The 20520-nt window shown below is 48.6% G+C and carries 21 protein-coding genes; 18 read left to right on the top strand and 3 right to left on the bottom strand.

Features of this window, described 5'->3' with window-relative positions; genetic code table 11:
- The first annotated feature begins 71 nt into the window (after positions 1 to 71).
- On the top strand, positions 72 to 1445 hold the full coding sequence (locus tag HP568_RS04205) for a hypothetical protein (protein ID WP_254551024.1): 1374 nt from the start codon (positions 72 to 74) through the stop codon (positions 1443 to 1445).
- Positions 1446 to 1455: 10 nt separating this feature from the next.
- Here the strand turns inward: HP568_RS04205 and HP568_RS04200 are convergent, their stop codons facing one another.
- Positions 1456 to 1884, bottom strand: a complete 429-nt coding sequence (locus tag HP568_RS04200) for a hypothetical protein (RefSeq protein WP_173628415.1) — start codon at positions 1882 to 1884, stop codon at positions 1456 to 1458.
- Positions 1885 to 1893: 9 nt separating this feature from the next.
- Positions 1894 to 2406 carry a hypothetical protein gene (locus HP568_RS04195; protein WP_048033284.1) on the bottom strand — a complete coding sequence of 171 codons (513 nt, stop codon included), beginning with the start codon at positions 2404 to 2406 and terminating at the stop codon, positions 1894 to 1896.
- Between the two features lie 186 nt (positions 2407 to 2592).
- Here HP568_RS04195 and HP568_RS04190 point away from each other — a divergent pair, with 186 nt between their 5' ends.
- The 6 genes from HP568_RS04190 (at position 2593) to HP568_RS04165 (ending at position 10052) form a co-directional block, all read left to right on the top strand.
- Entirely contained in the window at positions 2593 to 3939 is a 1347-nt protein-coding gene (locus HP568_RS04190; protein ID WP_173628414.1) for an NAD(P)-dependent oxidoreductase, read from the top strand.
- Positions 3940 to 3954: 15 nt separating this feature from the next.
- A complete protein-coding gene (gene preA / locus HP568_RS04185; protein WP_173628413.1) occupies positions 3955 to 5232 on the top strand; it encodes an NAD-dependent dihydropyrimidine dehydrogenase subunit PreA in 1278 nt (425 codons plus the stop codon).
- Positions 5233 to 5320: 88 nt separating this feature from the next.
- Positions 5321 to 6706 (top strand): dihydropyrimidinase, encoded by a 1386-nt coding sequence (hydA, locus tag HP568_RS04180; RefSeq protein WP_173628412.1) that lies wholly within the window; start codon positions 5321 to 5323, stop codon positions 6704 to 6706.
- Positions 6707 to 6740: 34 nt separating this feature from the next.
- Positions 6741 to 7631 (top strand): nitrilase-related carbon-nitrogen hydrolase, encoded by an 891-nt coding sequence (locus HP568_RS04175; protein WP_173628411.1) that lies wholly within the window; start codon positions 6741 to 6743, stop codon positions 7629 to 7631.
- A gap of 89 nt (positions 7632 to 7720) precedes the next feature.
- Positions 7721 to 8233, top strand: a complete 513-nt coding sequence (locus HP568_RS04170; RefSeq protein ID WP_048033279.1) for a hypothetical protein — start codon at positions 7721 to 7723, stop codon at positions 8231 to 8233.
- Between the two features lie 106 nt (positions 8234 to 8339).
- Entirely contained in the window at positions 8340 to 10052 is a 1713-nt protein-coding gene (locus HP568_RS04165) for a methyl-accepting chemotaxis protein (RefSeq protein WP_173628410.1), read from the top strand.
- Between the two features lie 66 nt (positions 10053 to 10118).
- On the opposite strand, the gene HP568_RS04160 is transcribed toward HP568_RS04165, so the two are convergent.
- The gene (locus HP568_RS04160) at positions 10119 to 11609 is read right to left on the bottom strand and encodes an NCS1 family nucleobase:cation symporter-1 (RefSeq protein ID WP_048033277.1); all 1491 of its coding nucleotides are present in this window, start codon (positions 11607 to 11609) and stop codon (positions 10119 to 10121) included.
- Between the two features lie 223 nt (positions 11610 to 11832).
- Here HP568_RS04160 and HP568_RS04155 point away from each other — a divergent pair, with 223 nt between their 5' ends.
- The 11 genes from HP568_RS04155 to thiE all read left to right on the top strand — a co-directional run bounded on the left by HP568_RS04155 (position 11833) and on the right by thiE (position 20511).
- On the top strand, positions 11833 to 13443 hold the full coding sequence (locus HP568_RS04155; protein WP_173628409.1) for an ATP-binding protein: 1611 nt from the start codon (positions 11833 to 11835) through the stop codon (positions 13441 to 13443).
- A gap of 32 nt (positions 13444 to 13475) precedes the next feature.
- Entirely contained in the window at positions 13476 to 14129 is a 654-nt protein-coding gene (locus tag HP568_RS04150) for a response regulator (protein ID WP_235617745.1), read from the top strand.
- Positions 14130 to 14276: 147 nt separating this feature from the next.
- Entirely contained in the window at positions 14277 to 15335 is a 1059-nt protein-coding gene (locus HP568_RS04145) for a tripartite tricarboxylate transporter substrate binding protein (protein WP_048033274.1), read from the top strand.
- 47 nt (positions 15336 to 15382) lie between these two features.
- On the top strand, positions 15383 to 15850 hold the full coding sequence (locus HP568_RS04140; protein WP_048033273.1) for a tripartite tricarboxylate transporter TctB family protein: 468 nt from the start codon (positions 15383 to 15385) through the stop codon (positions 15848 to 15850).
- 17 nt (positions 15851 to 15867) lie between these two features.
- Positions 15868 to 17394 carry a tripartite tricarboxylate transporter permease gene (locus HP568_RS04135; protein WP_173628408.1) on the top strand — a complete coding sequence of 509 codons (1527 nt, stop codon included), beginning with the start codon at positions 15868 to 15870 and terminating at the stop codon, positions 17392 to 17394.
- Positions 17395 to 17503: 109 nt separating this feature from the next.
- Entirely contained in the window at positions 17504 to 18094 is a 591-nt protein-coding gene (locus HP568_RS04130) for a GNAT family N-acetyltransferase (protein ID WP_048033271.1), read from the top strand.
- Positions 18095 to 18188: 94 nt separating this feature from the next.
- Complete coding sequence (locus tag HP568_RS04125) at positions 18189 to 18605, top strand: DUF3054 domain-containing protein (RefSeq protein ID WP_048033270.1); 417 nt, start codon at positions 18189 to 18191, stop codon at positions 18603 to 18605.
- Between the two features lie 95 nt (positions 18606 to 18700).
- On the top strand, positions 18701 to 18838 hold the full coding sequence (locus HP568_RS04120) for a hypothetical protein (RefSeq protein ID WP_173628407.1): 138 nt from the start codon (positions 18701 to 18703) through the stop codon (positions 18836 to 18838).
- Between the two features lie 37 nt (positions 18839 to 18875).
- Complete coding sequence (locus HP568_RS04115) at positions 18876 to 19238, top strand: hypothetical protein (RefSeq protein ID WP_173628406.1); 363 nt, start codon at positions 18876 to 18878, stop codon at positions 19236 to 19238.
- Positions 19222 to 19845 carry a thiamine phosphate synthase gene (locus HP568_RS04110; protein WP_048033268.1) on the top strand — a complete coding sequence of 208 codons (624 nt, stop codon included), beginning with the start codon at positions 19222 to 19224 and terminating at the stop codon, positions 19843 to 19845. Before HP568_RS04115 ends, HP568_RS04110 begins: the two co-directional genes overlap by 17 nt.
- A 3-nt stretch (positions 19846 to 19848) precedes the next feature.
- Positions 19849 to 20511 (top strand): thiamine phosphate synthase, encoded by a 663-nt coding sequence (thiE, locus tag HP568_RS04105; protein ID WP_173628405.1) that lies wholly within the window; start codon positions 19849 to 19851, stop codon positions 20509 to 20511.
- The last annotated feature ends 9 nt before the right edge of the window (positions 20512 to 20520 follow it).

The following is a 20520-nucleotide window of genomic DNA, read 5'->3' as shown; positions in this document are numbered from 1 at the left end:
TAGCGTGCATCGAAAAGCGTCCTTCCCTTCACAACATTGGGGAAAGGACGCTTTATTCTGTTACATGGATTATGGATGAAAAAATCCGTTTAGCGGATTTTGTCTATTTCTGGTATAATTTAGGGATAACCGTTGTTTTATGGCGATGGTTGTATAGTCAGGCTGATAGTTTGGGAGGGAATGAAGTGGAAAAGAAAGCGATAATGCTACTGTTGTCCTGCTGTTTGTTCGCTTCGACAGCATTCGGAGCAAGCGCATCAACGACAATGCCAATCACACCGCAAAGCGGTACTGGAACATCCGTACAGGCACCAGCAGATTTGTCAAAAGGGCTGCTCGTGAATACCTTCACTTCCCATCAGTGGAAACAAGATTCGCTTACGAAGCTACTGGGGAAATCCGTGAAAGAATTTGATGATTATGTGTATTACCCACAAGGAATCAGCATAAAGTGGGACGAAAACAAGCAAGCGTTTGCCGTTCTCGTTGAACCTTCCTATAAAGGTGAAGTGGTAAAGGGTATTACGACCTCCCAAAGAAAAGACGAGATCGTGCGAGTCTTGGGTAAACCACATTTTACGGATGAAAAGCTTGAGTTGATTGGCTATGCGGAACAGGGCTACCACTTGTTTTTCACGTTTGCTCAGGATAAAGTAAAAGCCATTTCTATCTATCGTCGTGATCAAATCGCCGATACAAAAGCACTTGTTGATATGGCTAAAAATTTGCAAGAGTACGGTGAAAAATTAGGGGCACCCGCTGAATATGCTGATTTTTCTATCTTTGGTGCATGGGGTAAGCCGGATTTTTCGTACCACCTTAGAGGAATCGGAACATATGCGTGGGAATATCCATCCAGAGGCATCGCCTACGATGGTATGCCAGATGATGCAACGCTAACCATCTACAGTAATTTTGCAAGCAAAGACAAGCTCGCTGATTTGAAAAACGTAAAAAACATTGTCTTTTCCAAAGAAGATGCGCTGTTCCTGATCGAGAAAATGAGGATCGAAACCGAAAAAGAAAAAATCGAATTGGCGAAAAAAGCTGGAATCCTATCACCAGACAAGAAAAAAATCGCGGTGATTGATTCAGACAATTTGTACAATACCGCGAATATTCGCTTCTATCAGCCAGACTACACACCACAAGCTCAACTGTTTCCAGGTTATTTTATTGATGAAGTAACGTGGCTGGACAACAACTGGATCTTGTATCAGACAATGATGGGTGTAGGAGTTTATCATGTTACTACCCATGAAAAGATAGAAATTGTTGGGACGGAGAAAAAGGAAAACGAGCCGTTTGATATGCTGGATGTCGATACAGTCAAGCTAGATCTGACAAAAAAAGCCATTGTATTTGAAGTCGGCATGAAAGAGAAGAATCAGACTTACACGGTTCGTTATCAAATCACGGGCGACAAAATTACGTTTACCTGGTAGAGAGCAGGGATCATCGTTCTTTTTTGGCGCTGATGGGCGAGTTGGCTGCTTCTTTCTCAGCCAAGTACGAGCGCATGCCTCGAATGAACAACTCACGAAGGACTTCCTGCTGCGTTTTGCTGCTGACGAGAGAGCGAATGAGCTCCAGCTCAGCTACCAATTCTGAATCAAGGTGAAGGTTGACAGTCTTCCCTTTGCTTCGGGGGTGTAGCTCGTAGTACTCCGCTGATTTTTTTACGATTCCTTCGATGACTACAGCTTTGTCCAACCATTCCTGGTCGGGGATATACAAGCATGGTGCTTCTAAAATAATATGGGTCAGTTCTTCGCTAAATCGAATAGCGAGGGGCTGGCCCTTTTTTTTATGCAAATCGCGAATTTGTCGTGATCGCTCTTGATTGGCAGCTGTATTTTCCAGCGTGATTATGGCCAGTTCCATAGTGCCTCCTTACGGGATGAGCAGTTCTTCTTCTGGTACAGCCAACAATACTTCTCCCGTTTTTTCCAATTGTACTTGGTAGGTGAAGTGCTGATCGCTTCGCTCGACGGAGGTGATGATTCCCCAGCAGCAGGTACTATCCCTTGTGAGCTGGACACGATCCAAAACCTCGTAGCTCGGGCGAAGATACCCTTTTTTATATAGATAAGTGAGCACGGATTCTCGAGGAAAAAGAAATCGTTTGTTTCCTTGTTTACTGGCTAAAAGGGGGAAGGTCTCCCGTTCGTCTATACACTCCCCTAAGTAGCCTTGATCTGCCCAGCGTTTGACGGTAGCCATACTGCCGACACGGCCAGCTTTTGTCTCCAGGATGTCTAGAATTTCGCGCGAAGAGAGAAACGCTTTGCGTCTTTCGAGTTGCGCCAGGTAGTTTTTGCGCTCGGTTTCCAACTGGCCAAGAAGCGCGTGTGCATCTGCGATTTTTTGTTTCACTACCTTGATTTCCAGGTCGTAATCCTTCATACGGGACGGCCCTTTCTTCCTTGTTTGTTTTTATCGTATTCGAATATGAAATCATTCATGTCAATCCAAGCAGATTGATTTCGTGACCTCACTAGCCAAATAGGAAATGTAACAATCATAAAAAAGCGATTTCGCACATTGATTAATAGCAAGCATGTTTAGATCTGGTGAGGAGGTTGTGGACAGATGAGCATTCCCAATGAGATCGCGAAAAATTTCGTGGAAGTCGTGCCTGCCCTAAAACCGATGGAAGCCATCGATGAGGCGAATCGCTGCTTGTATTGCTACGACGCACCCTGTATTAAGGCTTGTCCCACGTCGATTGATATCCCTTCCTTCATCAAAAAAATTGCAACCGGGAATTTGTCCGGATCAGCCCGGACGATCATGGAGTCGAATCCCGTCGGGGCGAGCTGTGCGCGCGTATGTCCAACCGAAGAGCTGTGTGAGGGTGCCTGTGTACTAAATTCAGCCTCCAAGCCCATCATGATCGGCCTTCTCCAGCGTCACGCGACAGACTGGGCAATCCAAAATAAAGCTACGCTTTTTACAAAAGGCGAAGCAAATGGAAAACGGGTAGCGATCGTCGGAGCAGGCCCGGCGGGGTTATCAGCAGCGCGTGAGCTTGCTCGTCTCGGCTACGCAGTTACGGTTTTTGAAGCCAAAGAAAAGGCAGGAGGATTGAACACGTACGGCATCGTGTCGTTCCGTCTGCCGCAGGAAATTTCGCTATGGGAAGTCGAGCAAGTAGAGGCATTAGGGGTAGAGATACGTACCAATACGCGAATCGGCGTGGATGTAGCGCCAGAAGAGTTATTGGACCAGTATGATTCTATCCTGTTGGCAGCGGGTATGGGTAATGTCCCTCAGCTGCATATCCCGGGAGAAGAACTGGAAGGTGTCCTCGATGCCATTGCACTCGTGGAGGAGACCAAGACCAAGCCACTATCCAACGAGATGTTCGGCAAAAAAGTCGTGATCATCGGTGCGGGGAATACGGCGATTGACGCTGCCACCTGTTCGAAACGGCTAGGTGCAGACAATGTTCAGATTCTATACAGGCGGACAGTTCAAGAGATGTCCTGTTATCAGTTTGAGTACGAATTCGCCAAACAGGATGGCGTAGAATTCCGCTGGCTCGTTGCCCCAACGCGTGTACTCGAGGAAAACGGCCGAGTGAAGGGATTGGAACTGGTGCGAATGGAGCTAGGTGAGCCGGATGAGAAAGGAAGAAAGAGGCCAGTAGAGATTCCCGGCAGTCATTTTGTCATCGAAGTAGATTATGTTGTCAAAGCGATCGGACAAAACAGACATCTGTCTTTGATTGAATCATTTGGACTTCATCATCGCAATGGGATTGTTGAGGTCGAGGAAGGCACCTATCGAACCTCCCATGGCAAAGTTTATGCGGCGGGCGATGTCATTTTTGGTGGGGGCAAGACAGATGCGATGGTAGTCGATGCAGCCAATCATGGGAAACGAGCGGCTCATGCTATCCACCAATCGCTCCGTGATCAAAAACAACCAGTATAAAGGAGGAGACCTATCATGGCGGATCTCAGCATTAATCTGGCGGGAATCCAATCCCCGAATCCATTCTGGTTGGCCTCTGCGCCGCCGACCAATTCAGGCTACCAAGTACAGCGTGCCTTTGAAGCAGGCTGGGGTGGAGCGGTCTGGAAGACACTCGGAGAGCCAATCATCAACGTCACCTCCCGTTTTGCAGGACTGAACTTCGGGGGACAGCGAGTTTTCGGTTTCAACAACATTGAACTGATTACGGACAAACCACTTGAGGTCAATTTGAAGGAAATGGATGAAACGAAGCGCCGTTTTCCGAAGCACACGTTGATTGCGTCGCTTATGGTTGAACATAAACAGGAAGCATGGCACGAGATTGTCAAAAAGGTAGAGGCAATCGGTGTTGACGGACTGGAACTGAATTTTGGCTGTCCGCACGGCATGGCAGAACGCGGGATGGGCTCTGCGGTCGGTCAGCATCCAGATTTAATCCGGCAACAGGTCGAATGGGTAAAAGAAGTCGCCCAAACCCCTGTCATCGTCAAGCTCACTCCAAACATTACGGACATTCGCTTTACAGCACGGGCTGCGAGCCAGGGGGGAGCCGATGCCATCAGCATGATCAACACGATTAACAGCTTGATGGGGGTTGATCTCGACAAATGGCTGCCGATCCCACATGTAGATGGAAAAGGGGCGCACGGCGGCTATTGTGGACCAGCAGTCAAACCAATCGCCCTGAATATGGTCGCAGAATGTGCACGTGATCCCAAGGTTGGTATCCCGATCTCTGGTATTGGAGGAATCTCTGATTGGCGTGACACTGTTGAATTTTTGCTGATGGGAGCAACGGGTGTTCAAGTATGTACAGCCGCTATGCATCATGGCTTCCGGATCGTGGAAGACATGATTGATGGGCTAAACAATTACCTGGATCAGCGTGGAATTGCGTCCGTAATGGATATTGTCGGAAAAGCCGTGCATACGTACTCGGATTGGGGCCACTTGAATCTGAATTACAAGGTCGTGGCGCGCATCCATGAAGAGACCTGTATCAATTGCAACAAGTGTCATATCGCTTGTGAGGACACCTCGCATCAATGCATTGACATTGTTCCTGACGCAGCTACGGGCAAAGAGCGCTTAGTCGTACGAGAAGAAGATTGTGTAGGGTGTAATTTGTGCTCCATCGTTTGTCCAGTGGAAGGAACGATCGAAATGGTCGAGATCCCGAGCGACAAAGCCCCTCTCAGTTGGAATCAGCGGCAGGCTGCTTTGGCTACGGGTGGCAACTGCGAGCTGTAAAGCGTCATGTTTTCGTCGTGTGGTGCATAGCGTGTACAAGGGAAGGCATGTCTACTCAGTGACGGGTTGAAGGGGAGATGATCATCGAATGAAAAAGTGCATTCGAAATGGCACAGTCGTGACAGCGTCAGACACGTATCAGGCGGACATCCTGATCGAAGGGGAAAAGGTAGTCGCAATCGGCTCCAATCTGGATGGGAAAGATGCCGAAGACATCGATGCTACCGGATACTATGTTTTTCCAGGAGGAATCGATCCACATACCCATCTCGATATGCCTTTTGGCGGAACGGTTACTTCCGATAACTTTTATACAGGCACGAAGGCAGCAGCATTTGGCGGGACGACGAGCATCATCGATTTTTGCCTGACGAATAAAGGGGAGCCATTGCATTCATCCATTTCGACCTGGCACGAAAAAGCAAGGGGCAAAGCAGTCATCGACTACGGCTTCCACCTGATGGTTTCAGATGCAAATGATCAAGTTCTCGAGGAATTAGGAGCAGTCGTGCGAAATGAAGGAATTACTTCGCTCAAAGTATTTATGGCCTACAAAAATGTGCTGATGGCCGATGATGAGACACTATTTAAAACGTTGGTTCGGGCTAAAGAACTAGGTGCCCTTGTACAGGTCCATGCAGAGAATGGAGACGTTCTGGATTATTTGATCAAGCAGGCGATTGCAAACGGGCAGACAGACCCCGTGTACCACGCTTACACCCGCCCACCTGAAGCAGAAGGAGAAGCGACGGGACGTGCGATTGCACTGACTGCACTGGCAGATGCCCAACTGTATGTCGTGCATGTATCGTGTGCTGAGGCAGTGCGTCGGATCGCAGAGGCTCGCGAAAAAGGATGGAATGTGTACGGGGAGACATGCCCGCAATATTTGGTACTCGATATTACGGATCTACAGAAGCCGGGCTTTGAAGGAGCGAAGTACGTCTGGTCGCCGCCGCTCCGGGAAAAATGGAATCAGGACGTCTTGTGGAGCGCGTTGAAAAATGGCATTTTGCAAACGGTTGGCTCTGATCATTGTTCTTTTAATTTCTCCGGTCAAAAAGAGCTGGGGCTAGGGGATTTCACGAAAATCCCGAATGGTGGACCAATCATTGAGGACCGGATGCGTCTCCTCTTCTCGGAAGGGGTAGCAAAGGACAAGATTAGCCTCAATCAGTTCGTCGATATGACCTCTACAAAAGTAGCCAAATTGTTCGGGATGTTCCCGCAAAAAGGAACGATCGCGGTAGGCTCGGACGCGGATATCGTGTTGTTTGATCCAAAGGTGAAGCGCACGATCTCCGTTGAAACTCACCATATGAATGTAGACTACAATCCATTTGAAGGAATGGAGGTGACCGGCGATATCATCTCGGTGCTGTCGCGCGGCTCATTTGTCATTCGCGATCAGCAATTCGTCGGTCAAGCCGGGGCTGGACGCTTTGTAAAACGATCGACCTTTGCAAGACCGTAATAAATGACAGCGTAAAAAGGTGAGGAGGGCGATTATGGCAGATATCATTCGCGTCGGCTTGATTCAGGCGAAAAACGATGTCCACGGAGACGAACCGGTCCATTTGCACAAAGAAAAAGCCATTGAGAAGCATGAGAGGATGGTGCGGGAGGCGGCAGCCAAAGGGGCACAAATCATCTGTCTGCAAGAAATCTTCTATGGCCCGTATTTTTGTGCCGAACAGCAAACGAAATGGTATGAATCAGCGGAAGAAGTTCCAAATGGACCAAGCGTGCAGCTTTTCTCTTCCCTTGCCCGCGAGTTAGGAACCGTACTCATTTTACCTGTGTACGAGCGCGTGGGGATCGGTACGTACTACAACACTGCCGCTGTGATTGATGCGGATGGCACGTATTTGGGCAAATATCGCAAGCAGCATATTCCGCATGTTGGAGTGGGCAGGAGCGGGTGCGGATTCTGGGAGAAATATTACTTTAAGCCTGGCAATCTCGGGTATCCCGTTTTTGAAACCGCTTTTGCCAAGGTCGGGGTCTATATATGCTATGACCGCCATTTTCCGGAAGGCGCACGACTGCTGGGCTTGAATGGGGCGGAGATCGTATTCAATCCGTCTGCGACTGTCGCTGGCTTATCTGAATACTTGTGGAAGCTCGAGCAGCCAGCTCATGCCGTAGCCAACGGTTATTATGTGGCAGCGATTAATCGGGTAGGGACAGAAGCACCGTGGAACATGGGGGAGTTTTACGGACAATCGTACTTGGTCGATCCACGGGGGCAGTTTGTTGCCATCGGGAGTCGTGATCAAGACGAGGTTATTCTCGCTGAAATGGACCGTAACAAAATTCATGAGGTGCGGGATACGTGGCAATTTTACCGGGATCGCCGACCGGAAACCTACGAAGATATGGTAAAGCTATTGCCTTAATATAAGAGTGAGGGAGGTGCCGGATACGCGCCTTCCTCCTTTTCACATCATTGGAAGGATTCCATCAGAGTCAAAAGGGGCGTTCAGGGATGAGGCAGATTGTATATCGAGGGGTCGAATACGGCGAGGGTCTTCGCGTCGTGAAAGCGCAAAAGTATGAGAGAGCAGAACGGCGTCATTTTACAAACGGTGCTAGTGCAAAGGCAGTGTTTGGCGCTGGTGTTTACTTAGTGAGCAATCCGGAAATTGCCGCACAGTATGCGATTTGTCATGCAGAGACCAATGGGGAGAAGGCAGTTGTGTTGAGTCAGCAGCTTCATTTGCAGGGTCTCGTTTGTTTGGACGAGCGCTATGGGGAAAATGAACTGCGCATGGATGCATTGCGCACTGCTTATTCAGAAGAGGAACTCGAACAGAGACAGAACAAAATGGGCTATGAAGAGTGGCTGGAATGGACAGGCGATAAGGTGCGTGCGTATTTGATTGCCTGTGGATACCGGGGGATTCGGTATCGGATCAGCCCGGAACTAACGTATTATATTTGCTATGAGCCTGACGTTCAAATTGAAGAGATTACGATTCTATCTGTGCTCGATGTGTGAGAAAGTGACTACGACTATCGACTTATTCGACAAACTTTGGTAAGATTAGACAATATTCGCGCTTTTTCTAGCTTACCTATTTGACACAGGAAGGATTGCCGCAACGATGAGTCTATTACGTAACCTCAGCACCCGAGCCAAACTGTTTAGCTTGATTGTGATGATGGCCGTCTTTTTGTGTGCTGTCGGATTCACCGGATATTATCATGTGCAAGTCCAAGGTGAACGCATTCAGGCCATGTACGAAGAGCAGCTTCTTCCCGTTAAGTGGATTAACGACTGGAGACAAGAAATCCGCGCGATTGATGGATTAGTCTATAAAATGATTCTCGATCCATCTCCTGCGGTCTTTGCCGAATATAAAACGGAGCTTGACTTGCGAATGGAAACAGCAAATCAAACGTTCCAATATCTCCAGAACGCTAAGTTGGATGCACAAGAACAAGAAAGAGTGACGATGCTAAAGGAGCTTATCGAGCAGTATCGCAAAGACCAGGGCGAGGTCATTAAAATGATCCACGAAGGGAAAGCGGATCAAGCCTATTCGTTTTATCGTGCCACGGATAAGACGCTGAATTGGATTAATCAGGAACAGCTCGAATGGGCGAATTACAAATCAGAGCAGGCAGTCGCCATGCAGAAGGAAAACCAAGCCGAAACACAGGAAGCAATTACATTCCTGATTGTGGTTGGCATACTGTCGATTGTATTAGGTAGTGTACTGGGGTTCATTATCTCCCGGATGATCGCGGACCCACTGCGCATCGTTTCGAGCCGTATGCAGCAATTAGCGAACGGAAACATGGCAGTTGCCCCTGTTACCTACGTGACTCGTGATGAGGTAGGTACACTTGGTACTGCTTTCAATGAATTGGTAACGAATTTTCGTTCATTGATTGAACAAGTAAAAGTAGCGGGTGAGCAAGTCGCTGCTTCCTCAGAGGAATTGTCGGCGAGCGCGGAGCAGTCCGCCTATGCAACAGAACAATCGATCAGTAGTGTGCAGCAAATCGCCTCTGCCTCCGAAGTACAAACGCACCGTACGCAAGACAGTGTTCGTGTCATGGAAGAAATGTCGATTGCCATTCAGCGGATTGCCGATACATCTGGTTCCGTTTCTGAATCATCGGCACAGGCAGCAGAGGATGCGGAGCAAGGAAATATTCATATTCAGCAAGCCGTTGATCAGATGAATACGATCTCCAACTCGGTGAATCACGCAGCGGATCTCGTGCAACTGCTCGGCGTACGGTCAGAAGCCATCGGGCAAATTGTTGACGTGATTACTGGGATTGCTTCCCAAACGAATCTACTGGCGCTCAACGCGGCAATTGAAGCGGCGCGTGCAGGAGAACACGGCAGGGGATTTGCTGTCGTAGCCGATGAGGTTCGTAAACTCGCAGAACAGTCAGAGGAATCTGCGCGCGAGATTGCGAGACTGATTGGGGAAATCCAGCAAGAAACCACGCAGGTCGTGCATGTCATGATGGATGGAACCCAAGAGGCTAAAAAAGGTGCAAAAGTCGTTCAAGAAGCAGGTGTCACCTTCCAACGTATCGTAGCGTCTTCTCAGGAGGTAGCGGGTCAAATTCAGGACGTATCCGCAGCTACCGAGCAAATGTCGGCAAGCATACAGCAAGTCGTATCTGCTATGGATGAAATGAATCGCCTTGCACAGGAAGCAGCCGTACATACCCAAGGCGTATCGGCAGGGGCAGGAGAACAGCTTGCCAGCATGCAAGAAATCGCCCGTTCCAGCGCGAATCTGAATGAGCTTTCGCAAGAGTTGCAGAAGTCCATCAGTCAATTCAAATGGTAGCGTAAGTGAGGAAATGAAAGACTGGCAAACCCAATCGGGCAGCCAGTCTTTTTTGGTAGCTTGCTATCAGGAAGCAATCGTTTGTTTGTTGTTTGCTGTGATCTTTTCGTAATCGTTGGCACTCAAGATCGAAGCATCGCTTTTCATCATCCACGTGTAAAGCACGAGTGAAATTAGTAGTCCGACAGTCCAAGCATTGTCCCAAATAATGGTTAAGCCCGGAATGTATTTACTTATAAAAGGAATCGCAATCCCGATTAGCATCGCCCAAATGGCTCTGCCATTAAAGCCCGTTTTGTAGTTGTAGATCCCGTTTGTTTTGTACAACTCGGTTAAATGGATGCGCCGTTTGCGCACGAGCCAATAGTCGGCAATGGCTATTCCGTCGATCGGGCCTAATAAGGCTCCGTACGTTCCGAGCCATAAAAAGATGTAGTTGCCGAAGTTCTCCAAAATGTACCAAGGCTGCATCAAGAGCGACACGACTCCGGCGATGATGGCGCCTGTTTCATACGAGAGACGGCGAGGGGCCAGATTCTCCACTGCCCGGGCTGGGGCAACGATATTGGCCGCTACGTTGGTTGTCAATGTGGCAAGAATAATTCCAATTGTTCCGAGGAAAATGGCGAAAGGCGAAAATTTAGCCAACACGGCAGCAGGGTCCCACAACGCTTCTCCGTAAATGACGACGGTAGCAGAAGCGACAGCTACCCCGATGAACGAGAAGAAACCCATCGTGGTCGGTAGCGAAGAGGATTGTCCAATGACTTGGGCTTTTTGACTTTTGGCATACCGACAGAAATCCGGAATGTTGAGAGCCATTGTGGCCCAAAAAGCAATGGCTCCCGTCAATGCGGGGAAGAAAACCTTCAGGAAGTCGGCAGTGGACGTGAATTTCGAAGGTGCCGAGAGCATCGGTCCCCATCCGCCTGCTTTGGTAAGCGCCCAGACGAGGAGCGCCAAACTCATGATGATCAGGACGGGAGCAGCCCAAGCCTCCATTTTTTTGATGGCTTCGGGACCGCGATAAGCGACCCATACGTTTAACAGCCAAAAGCCAAAGAAGGATATCCAGAGATGTCCAGGAACATTCGCCCAGCCTGTCATCGACATGAGGAGTGTATCGATGGCAGCACCTCCGAACCAACAGTTGATGCCAAACCAGCCCGCACCAATCAAACCGCGTGCGACAGCGGGGATGTGCGCTCCTTTGGAGCCGAACCAGAGGCGCGCAAAAACTGGATACGGAATGCCAAATTTCGTCCCGGCATGAGAGTTGAGAAGAATGGGAATAAGGACAATACAATTACCGAGAATGATCGTCAAAATGGCCTGCCACCAGTTCATACCCAAGGAAATTAACCCTGCCGCCATAGCATACGTCGGCAAACAGATCGACATACCGATCCACAAGCTGGCGAAGTTGTAGGAAGTCCAGGTGTGTTCTGCTGTTCGCGTCGGCCGAAGACCTTCGTTATAAAGCGGACTGTTCTTGATTGCCTCTTCGCCTTCCTTCGTCAGGGTAACAATTCCATTTGATACCGTTTGTGTCTTCACTTCTTTCCCTCCTTTGCTTTTCAAGATGTCTCGTATTCGGACAAGCGCCCCAGTTTGTCTTGAATACAAGTTGTAACATTATATTGGGGGAAAGAAGGCCTAATACCTGATTTTTCGTCGCAAAAAGACAACCTGAAACGACAAGCTTCGCCATTGACAATGGGAATGATTCTACCTTTTTACCTAATTGGGATGGTAAGATGAAGCAAGGGGTGAGCGAGCTGTGACGACAAGAAAAATCCGATTATCTTTGCAAACCAGAATGATCTTATTGATTACTATTATCATTATTCTGATTGTTTCGTCAGTTGGAGCCGTGTTTTCTTCCATTGTTGCGTCTTCGATCGAAGAGCAAGTGGGCAAAAAAGCATTGAGTGTGGCGAAGATTGTTGCCAGCGATCCTGAGCTGCGTAGCGCTTTTTCAAGCGATTACCCTCCTGCGCTCATTCAACCCATCGCCGAAAACGTCCGTGTTCAAACCGGAGCAGAGTTTGTGGTTGTGGGAAACCATGAGGGAATTCGGTATGCGCATCCGATTCCGGATCGGATTGGAAAGGAAATGGTGGGAGGAGATAACGAGCCAGGACTCGCGCATGGTCAATCTTACATATCGAAGGCGGTCGGCAGTATGGGACCATCCTTGCGTGGAAAGGTGCCGATCAAAAATGAAAAAGGGGACATCATGGGAATCGTATCCGTTGGATTCCTGGTGGAAGATATCGAGGAGGCCATTGACCTCTATCAAGACCGCATACTGATCCTGACTCTTCTCGCCTTGTTGTGTGGTGTTGCTGGTGCCATTGCACTCAGTCGCTATTTAAAGCGCTTAATTTTGGGATTGGAGCCGGAGGAGATCGCATCCTTATACGTAGAAAGAAATGCTGTACTGGAGTCAGTCCGTGAGGGAATCGTGGCGATTGACCGCAATAATCGTATCACGATGATGAACAAGGCAGCCATTCGTATTCTGAACTTACCAGAAGAAGAGTTTCATCGCAAAGAAATAGTGGAAGTGCTACCAGACAGTCGTATGCCAGAAGTTCTGGAATCAGGCGAGCATCAATTAGATCGCGAGTCCATCATGAGCGGAAAAGAAATTATTGTGAACCGACTTCCGATCAAGTTCGGAGGGAAGGTCGTAGGCGTAGTCAGCAGCTTTCGTCCCAAATCGGAAATTGACCAGCTCGCTTCGGAATTGTCCCAAGCGAGGCGTTATGCGGATGTACTACGCGCCCAAACACATGAATTTCACAATTTGTTGTATACCATTTCTGGTTTGTTACAGCTTGGCTCGATTCAGGAAGCGGTTGAGCTGATTACGAGTGAAACGTCCGCACAGCAAGAGATGATTTTGTTTTTGGCGAAGCAAATTCCCGATCCGTTAATAGGGGCTTTGCTGTTAGGCATGCACAATCGAGCCAAGGAGCTGAAAATTCAGTTCGTCATCCATCACGACAGTCACTTGAAAGAGCTCCCACCAACGATCAACCGACAGCAGATCGTGGTTTTATTAGGGACATTGATCCAAAATGCGTTCGAAGCTGTCAATGAACCAAGCGTCGAGCACAAGCGAGTGGAGTGTTATTTGTCTGACACAGGCGATGAGATTATGTTCGAAATCGAGGACTCGGGACCGGGAGTTGTGGAAGAGCTGCGAGAAAAAATATTCGAGCACGGCTTTTCAACGAAAAAAGGTGAAGATCGTGGAATTGGTCTGGCTAAGGCTCATGGAATTATTAACGAATTGGACGGCTATATTCTCGTTGGGAAAAGCGAGCTAGGAGGTGCGCTTTTCACAGTATCCCTACGCAAAAGAATGGAGGTGGCGCCTTGAGAAAGCTGGAGGTTCTCATCGTAGAGGACGATATGCGGATCATCGATATTAACAAGCGATTTGTCAGCAAGATTGAAGGCTTTGAAGTAATTGCTACAGCAACGAATGGTACGGATGCCAAAGAATTGCTGTCTTATACGCGCCCTCAGCTCGTTTTGTTGGACGTGTACTTGCCAGACATGCTGGGAACAGAGCTGGTCTGGTTTATTCGGCAACATTACCGCGAAGTAGACGTGATCATGATCACCGCAGCCAAGGAAATGGAAATGGTACAGGAAGCGCTACGCGGCGGGGTATTTGATTACATCGTCAAGCCGCTGGTTTTCGAGCGTTTTCGTGAACGGTTGGAAAGCTATCGCAAGCATGTCATTCGAACGAGGGAAGCCGTTGAGGTGGACCAGGAAGTGATTGACCAAATGCTGACCAGAAGGCTGGTCGCCCCCAAAAATCGAGATGTACTTGCACCAAAAGGAATTGATCTTTTAACTTTGGAAAAAGTGATCGAGGCGATCAGACAGACGGGAGACAAGGGGGTCTCGGCAGAGGAAATTGGCCGCGAGATTGGAACTAGTCGAACAACGGCGCGACGCTATTTAGAATACTTGGTCCTGGAAAAAAAGGCGCGTGCTGACTTGATTTATGGAACAGTGGGCAGACCGGAAAGAAAATACCGCTATCTCCCATAATGTTCCATGAACAATATGAACAAAAAGTGATTAATTTTCAAAATAGACCTTATGCACGAAAACTATTCCCCCAGCTTCTGCGGTGGTACATTATGTTCAAGCGTGATAGCGCTTACAAAAAAGCGGGTTAAGGGGGTTATTTGTTTGATGAAAAGAAAAAAAGTGCTAATCACAGTGTCCACTTTTCTTACACTAGCATTGGCTGCTTGTGGTGGAGGTACTGGAAATACAGGAACAGCAAGTCCAGGAACGCAACCAGCGCAAGCGCCACAGCCTGCAGCAGAGGCATCCAAATACCCAGAAAAGCCGATCGTGTATGTAGCTCCATCCGGTGCAGGTGGAGGCTGGGATAAGACAGCCCGCTCGGTAGCAAAGGTGCTGGCGGAAAGCAAGCTGGTGACAGAAACCATCACGGTCGAAAACAAGCCGGGTGGTGGGGGAACCGTGTTCTTGGCAGAGTATGTAAGCAAAGACAAAGGCAATCCTTATAAATTATTCGTGAGCTCTCCTCCTATCTTGATTAACAATAACAAAAAAGAGGGGAACAGCCCATTTGGCTACAAAGATGTCACACCATTGGCGCAGATGACGAAAGATTTCGGCACCCTCGTTGTGAAAGCGGATTCACCTCACAAGGACATCAAGAGCGTGCTGGACGCAATCAAGGCTGATCCAAGCAAAATTACACTGGCAGGAGGTTCTGCTCCCGGATCAATGGACCATCTGATCGGCGTAATGCCAGCAGCTAAATACGGAATTGATCCGAAAAACGTAAAATACGTTTCTTATGATGGTGGCGGAGAAGCAATGGCAGCGTTGTTGGGTGGTAATGCAGATATCATCGCAACGGATGCTTCCAGCGTAGGTGAATATCTGAAAGCAGGTAAAATTCGCGTACTGGGCGTAACCTCTGATGAACGTCTCGGCGGCGATTTGAAAGATATTCCGACGTTAAAAGAACAAGGCGTTGACGCGACGTTCACCATTTGGCGCGGTGTCTTCGGTCCAGCTGATATGCCAGCAGACGCAAAAGCTTACTGGGATGCAAAGCTGAAAGAACTTTCTACGCATGAGACATGGACAAAAGAATTGGCAGCAAACGGTTGGGAAAGCGAGTACAAGGACGCTGCTGCTTTCTCCGCATTCCTGGAAGAACAAGATAAGCAGGTCAAAGAACTGTTGACATCACTTGGTATGTCGAAGTAGGGAGAGGAGGGGCATCCCCTCCTTTTTCCACACCTTAGGAGGTATACATGAACCTGATGTTTGATCGTATCGGCAGCCTGTTTTTTGCGCTAGTAGGTGCACTCTTTATCGCTGAAAGTCAAAATATTTCGTCTAGTGCATATGGAAGTCAGGTCGGACCGAATATGTTTCCATTTGGACTTGGCGTCATCCTGATCTTGTTGAGCTTGCGACTGTTGTGGGAGACCTACAAGAAAGGCGTGGCTACGTCCTCATCCGAGTCACAGACTCCATTGCGATACAAGCGATTTTTATTCATTTTGGCAGCGACAGTCTTGTATGTATTGTTACTGGAGAAACTCGGTTATGTCATCGCGAGCTTCGCTTTCCTTTTGTACGCCTTCACCATGATGGGAAGTAAAAGCGTTCTTAAATCGGGAATCGTTTCCTTACTGTTTTCAGTAGGCGTGTATGTCATCTATGTGCATTTGCTAAAAGGTACGCTTCCAGGACTACCTGCCTGGCTAGGCGTCTAGGGAGGGGATAGGTTAGCATGAGTGCATTGCAATTTTTGGCGGATGGTTTTCTCGTTGCCTTACAGTGGCATAATCTTGTCTTTGCCTTTATTGGCGTTCTGATCGGTACTGCGGTAGGGGTCCTTCCCGGCATCGGTCCAATGAGCGGAGTCGCTTTATTGATGCCCGTTACGGCTTCCTTGACTTCTGGCTTACCTCCTGAAAGTGCGGCCGCTAGCGCACTGATTTTGCTGGCTGGCGTTTACTATGGCGCAATGTACGGTGGTTCCACAACATCCATTTTGTTAAATACGCCGGGTGAATCCTCTTCTGTCGTTACCACATTGGACGGCTATCAGATGGCCAAACAGGGACGTGCTGGCGCAGCGTTGTCGATTGCAGCGATAGGTTCTTTTGTCGCGGGGCTCGTGGCGTTGATTGCTCTTGTGTTTTTGGCTGATCCATTATCCGATCTCGCTTTGAAATTCGGCCCTGCTGAATATTTCTCCCTCATGCTTCTCGGTTTGTGTGCGGTCAGTGGACTGGGGGGGAAGTCGATGACCAAAGCCCTCATTATGACAGTCATGGGACTCTTGCTTGCGACAATTGGGATGGATACCGTTTCGGGTGTGGCGCGGTTTACCTACGATATTCCCGATTTGTATCAAGGCTTGGAGTTCCTCACGATAGCAGTTGGTTTGTTTGCCCTTGGAGAAGTATTCAAGACAATCCTGGAAGACGACCAATCGACCAAAGAAATTATTAAAGTGGGGCGAGTACTCCCTACCAAGCAAGACTTGAAAGAAAGTGCCGGACCGATTACACGCGGTTCGTTGCTCGGGTTTTTCATTGGTGTTTTGCCTGGTGCTGGCGCTACTCTCGCATCCTTCTTCTCGTATATTTTTGAGAAAAAGCTGAGCAAAGATCCTAGTTGCTTTGGAAAAGGAGCGATCGCAGGTGTAGCAGCGCCGGAGTCTGCAAACAATGCTGCTTCTGGCGGTGCGATGATTCCACTGTTGACGTTGGGGATTCCGGGGTCTGGTACGACTGCGATTTTAATGGGTGCATTGTTGATGTATAACGTACAACCGGGACCACTCTTATTCGCTGATCATCCGCAAATTGCTTGGGGTTTAATTGCGAGTATGTTTATCGGGAATGTGATGCTGCTGGTTTTGAATATGCCCTTAGTGAAAGTGTTTGCAAAAATAATTGAAACACCGTCCCATTTCCTGATTCCCCTCATTATCGCGATTTCCGTTTTCGGTGTGTACGCTGTGCAAATCAGTACGTTTGACTTGCTTTTGCTCGTGATTTGTGGAGTAGCTGGCTATTACCTGACGAAAAACGATTTTCCGCTGGCACCGCTCGTCCTCGGCCTTGTGTTGGGACCAATGATTGAAAATAACATGAGAAGGGCGTTGACGACCTCGAATGGCGACTTCTCGATTTTCTTTACAAAGCCTCTTTCCGCTGCTTTTCTGGTTTGTGCGCTTCTCTGGTTGCTAATCCCTATCTTCTTAAAGCGCAGAGGGAAGCAAGTCATAATCAGTGAAGAAGCGTAACACCCGATGATTTGTCTTGACAGTGTCCTCGCGAGCCCGTATCATTGGAAAAATTTCGGGGAGCTGTTCTGCCTGATAGATAAGGCAGAACAGTAGAGGAGAGACAGACATGTTAAACATTCAACCTGTTATCTTGGAAGGCAAGCTGGTCCGGTTGGAGCCGCTCACAATGACCCATGTGGATGGAATCTGGGAAGCAGGCGCATACGAAGAGATTTGGCCGCATATGTCCGTTACCATTCGAACAAGAGAAGATGCTCAGGCTTTTATCTTGCAGGCTTTGAAAAATGAACAAGCCCAAACAGAATTGCCATTCGTCATCATTCGCCGAGCAGATGAGCAGATTATCGGGAGCACGAGATTTTTAGGGATCGCGAAAAAGGATCGCGGATTGGAAATCGGGTTTACATGGCTGACACCATCCGTCTGGAAAACGGGCGTCAATACAGAGTGTAAATGGCTTCTCTTGCGCCACTGCTTCGAACAATTAGGTTGTATTCGCGTACAGCTCAAGACAGATTCGCGCAATGTGAATTCGCAACGTGCCATTGCCCGAATCGGCGGCATCCGAGAAGGTGTCCTGCGCAATCACATGGTGATGCCAGATGGATACATTCGCGACTCGGTATACTTCAGCATACTCGACCGTGAATGGCCAGAAGCCAAGCAAAAGCTGCAATTGTTGCTGTTTGGTGAATAAAGGCCTGGATTGATTGAAGGGCGTTCAGAGCATGTGTACAATAGGGGTGAACCAAGAGGGTTTACTCTGACAAGACCCGGAAAAGAGGGTATACATGAGACTGCGTTTGTCGACACCGGGCTATCTATTGCTGCTCGGGGATCTGATCGCCTTTGTGCTTTTTGTTTATTACGGAAAAATCATTCATAACTACCCTGTCACGGTCATGGGAATGATCGAAACATTAGCCCCATTCCTGGTAGGATGGATCATCGCGATTCTGCTATTCAAGAGCTATGGACAGCGAACGTATGAATCTGCGGGCCGACAATTATTATCGGCACTGATTACTTGGACAGTAGCCGCACCCATTGGCTTACTGATCCGCTCCTGGTGGACAGGTGTACCGATTACGCTTATTTTTGCAGGTGTGACTTACTTCATTACGTTGGCGTTTTTGCTCGGGTGGCGTGTACCGTTCGCCATCGGTTATGCGATCTACAAACGCAATAGACTACTTGCAACCAGCTAATAAAGTGTCCCGAATTGGTTACGCTATCCTATGAACGACGTAGGAGGTGAAGCAATTGGGAAAGAACAACAACAGCAAAGACCTCGGAAAAAACCGTGGCAAAACGCTGGATGAAAATGATCGCAACACAAATTTGCGACAATCGAACCATAATGATCGAAATGAAGGAACTGCAAAAGACCGCTGAGCAATCAGCGGTTTTCTACATGGATACAGGTTATTATGTGATATAATAGATTTTGTTTTTTTCTAGTGAGTGGAGGGAAACGTATGACGGAACCGTTGCAGAATGTACAGCCGGTGACCTTGTCGTCACAGGCGTTTTTACTTTTGTGCAGACTATATGATGGCTGCTATGACGAATTGAAGCAAAATGAACAGGTTCACGAACTTGTGGAGTCCATCGGTGATATTTTGTTGGCGGGTGTGGAAACGTTGGAGAAACAGGAAACGAAGCCGAAAAATATTACCTTTCCACTTACCGTGCAACAAGCATTTTTCTTGCGTCGGCTCGTGATTGAGCTGTTGGCTCAGTCGCCGACTGACAAAGAAGACCGAACGACCCAATGGCTGCAGGAATGTGTGACAGCACTCGCTGGAGGCGGTGTCCAACCTGATGTCAAGCATTCGTGAGCTGCATGTGATTACGAGCGGTCGGCATTCGCTTAATGAGGTATTGCGAATGGCAGAAGCTGCTTATGCAGGTGGTATGAACTTTTTACATATTCGGGAAAAACAGCGTACTGCAAAGGAATGCATGGATTGGGTAAAGGCATTGGCGAATGTCATCCCCCTTTCGTCCTTGATCGTGAATGATCGGGTGGACGTGGCTGCTGCGTCGGGGTGTGCCGGTGCTCATCTGGCATACCATAGTCTGTCTCCTTCAGAAGCGAGAATGGTGCTGAAGACTGGTCAAAAAATAGGGCGTTCCGTCCATTCCGTGGTTGAAGCACAGCAAGCCATTGCGGCAAAAGTCGATTATTTGCTCTACGGGCATATTTTTGCGAGTGGTTCGAAGCCAGGTCTTGCGCCAAGAGGAACAGTCGAACTCGCGCAAATGACGGCAAAATGGCATGTGCCGATCATCGGACTCGGCGGAGTCACACCGGATCGGACAGCGCAAGTTTTGGAAGCAGGGTGTGCGGGCATCGCTGTCTTATCGGGGATCACCGATGCAATTGATGCCAAGTCAGCAGCCAGCGCTTATCGAGAGGCATTGGATCGTTGGGAGGGGAAATAAAGCATGCGAGATATACAAAGACTTCGGGAAAAGATGAGTGTATACTTTGTCATTGGTACGCAGGATTGCGGCTATTCCAGTGAAAAGACCGTGCAAATCGTGGAAGCAGCATTGCGCGGAGGAGTGGGCACGCTTCAGCTACGTGATAAAGGAAGCAAGCTGACTGCTCGGGAACAATATGAGTTGGGCAGACAGCTGCAACAGCTATGTCGTGAACATGATACATTATTTTTTGTGAATGATGATGTGGATCTGGCGATTCGCTTGCAGGCAGACGGCGTCCATGTCGGGCAAGATGACATGGCGTTGTCGGAAGTACGAACAAAAGTTGGCTCCGAGATGTACATCGGTGTTTCGGCTGGTACGGTCGAAGAGGCACTCGCTGCCCAAAGCGGCGGCGTTGATTGTATTGGCGTAGGAGCGATGTTCGCTACCCGTTCTAAGGCAGATGCTGGCGAGCCTATCGGACCAGTGGGGCTAGAGGAGATCCGTCAGGCAGTCGGAAATGACTTGCCTATCGTCGGAATTGGTGGCATTACACTGGAAAATGCTTCTGAAGTGCTTGCTGCCGGGGCCGATGGAGTTGCGATTATCAGTGCGATCAGCCGTGCCGAATCACCAGAAGAAGCAGCCCAAGCGCTACAGCGGATTGTACGATCTCGTTAGCACGGACAA

The organism is Brevibacillus sp. MS2.2 (assembly GCF_013284345.1).
In the GTDB taxonomy this organism is placed as follows: Bacteria; Bacillota; Bacilli; order Brevibacillales; family Brevibacillaceae; genus Brevibacillus; species Brevibacillus brevis_C.
This window is presented reverse-complemented; position numbering and strand designations above follow the sequence as displayed.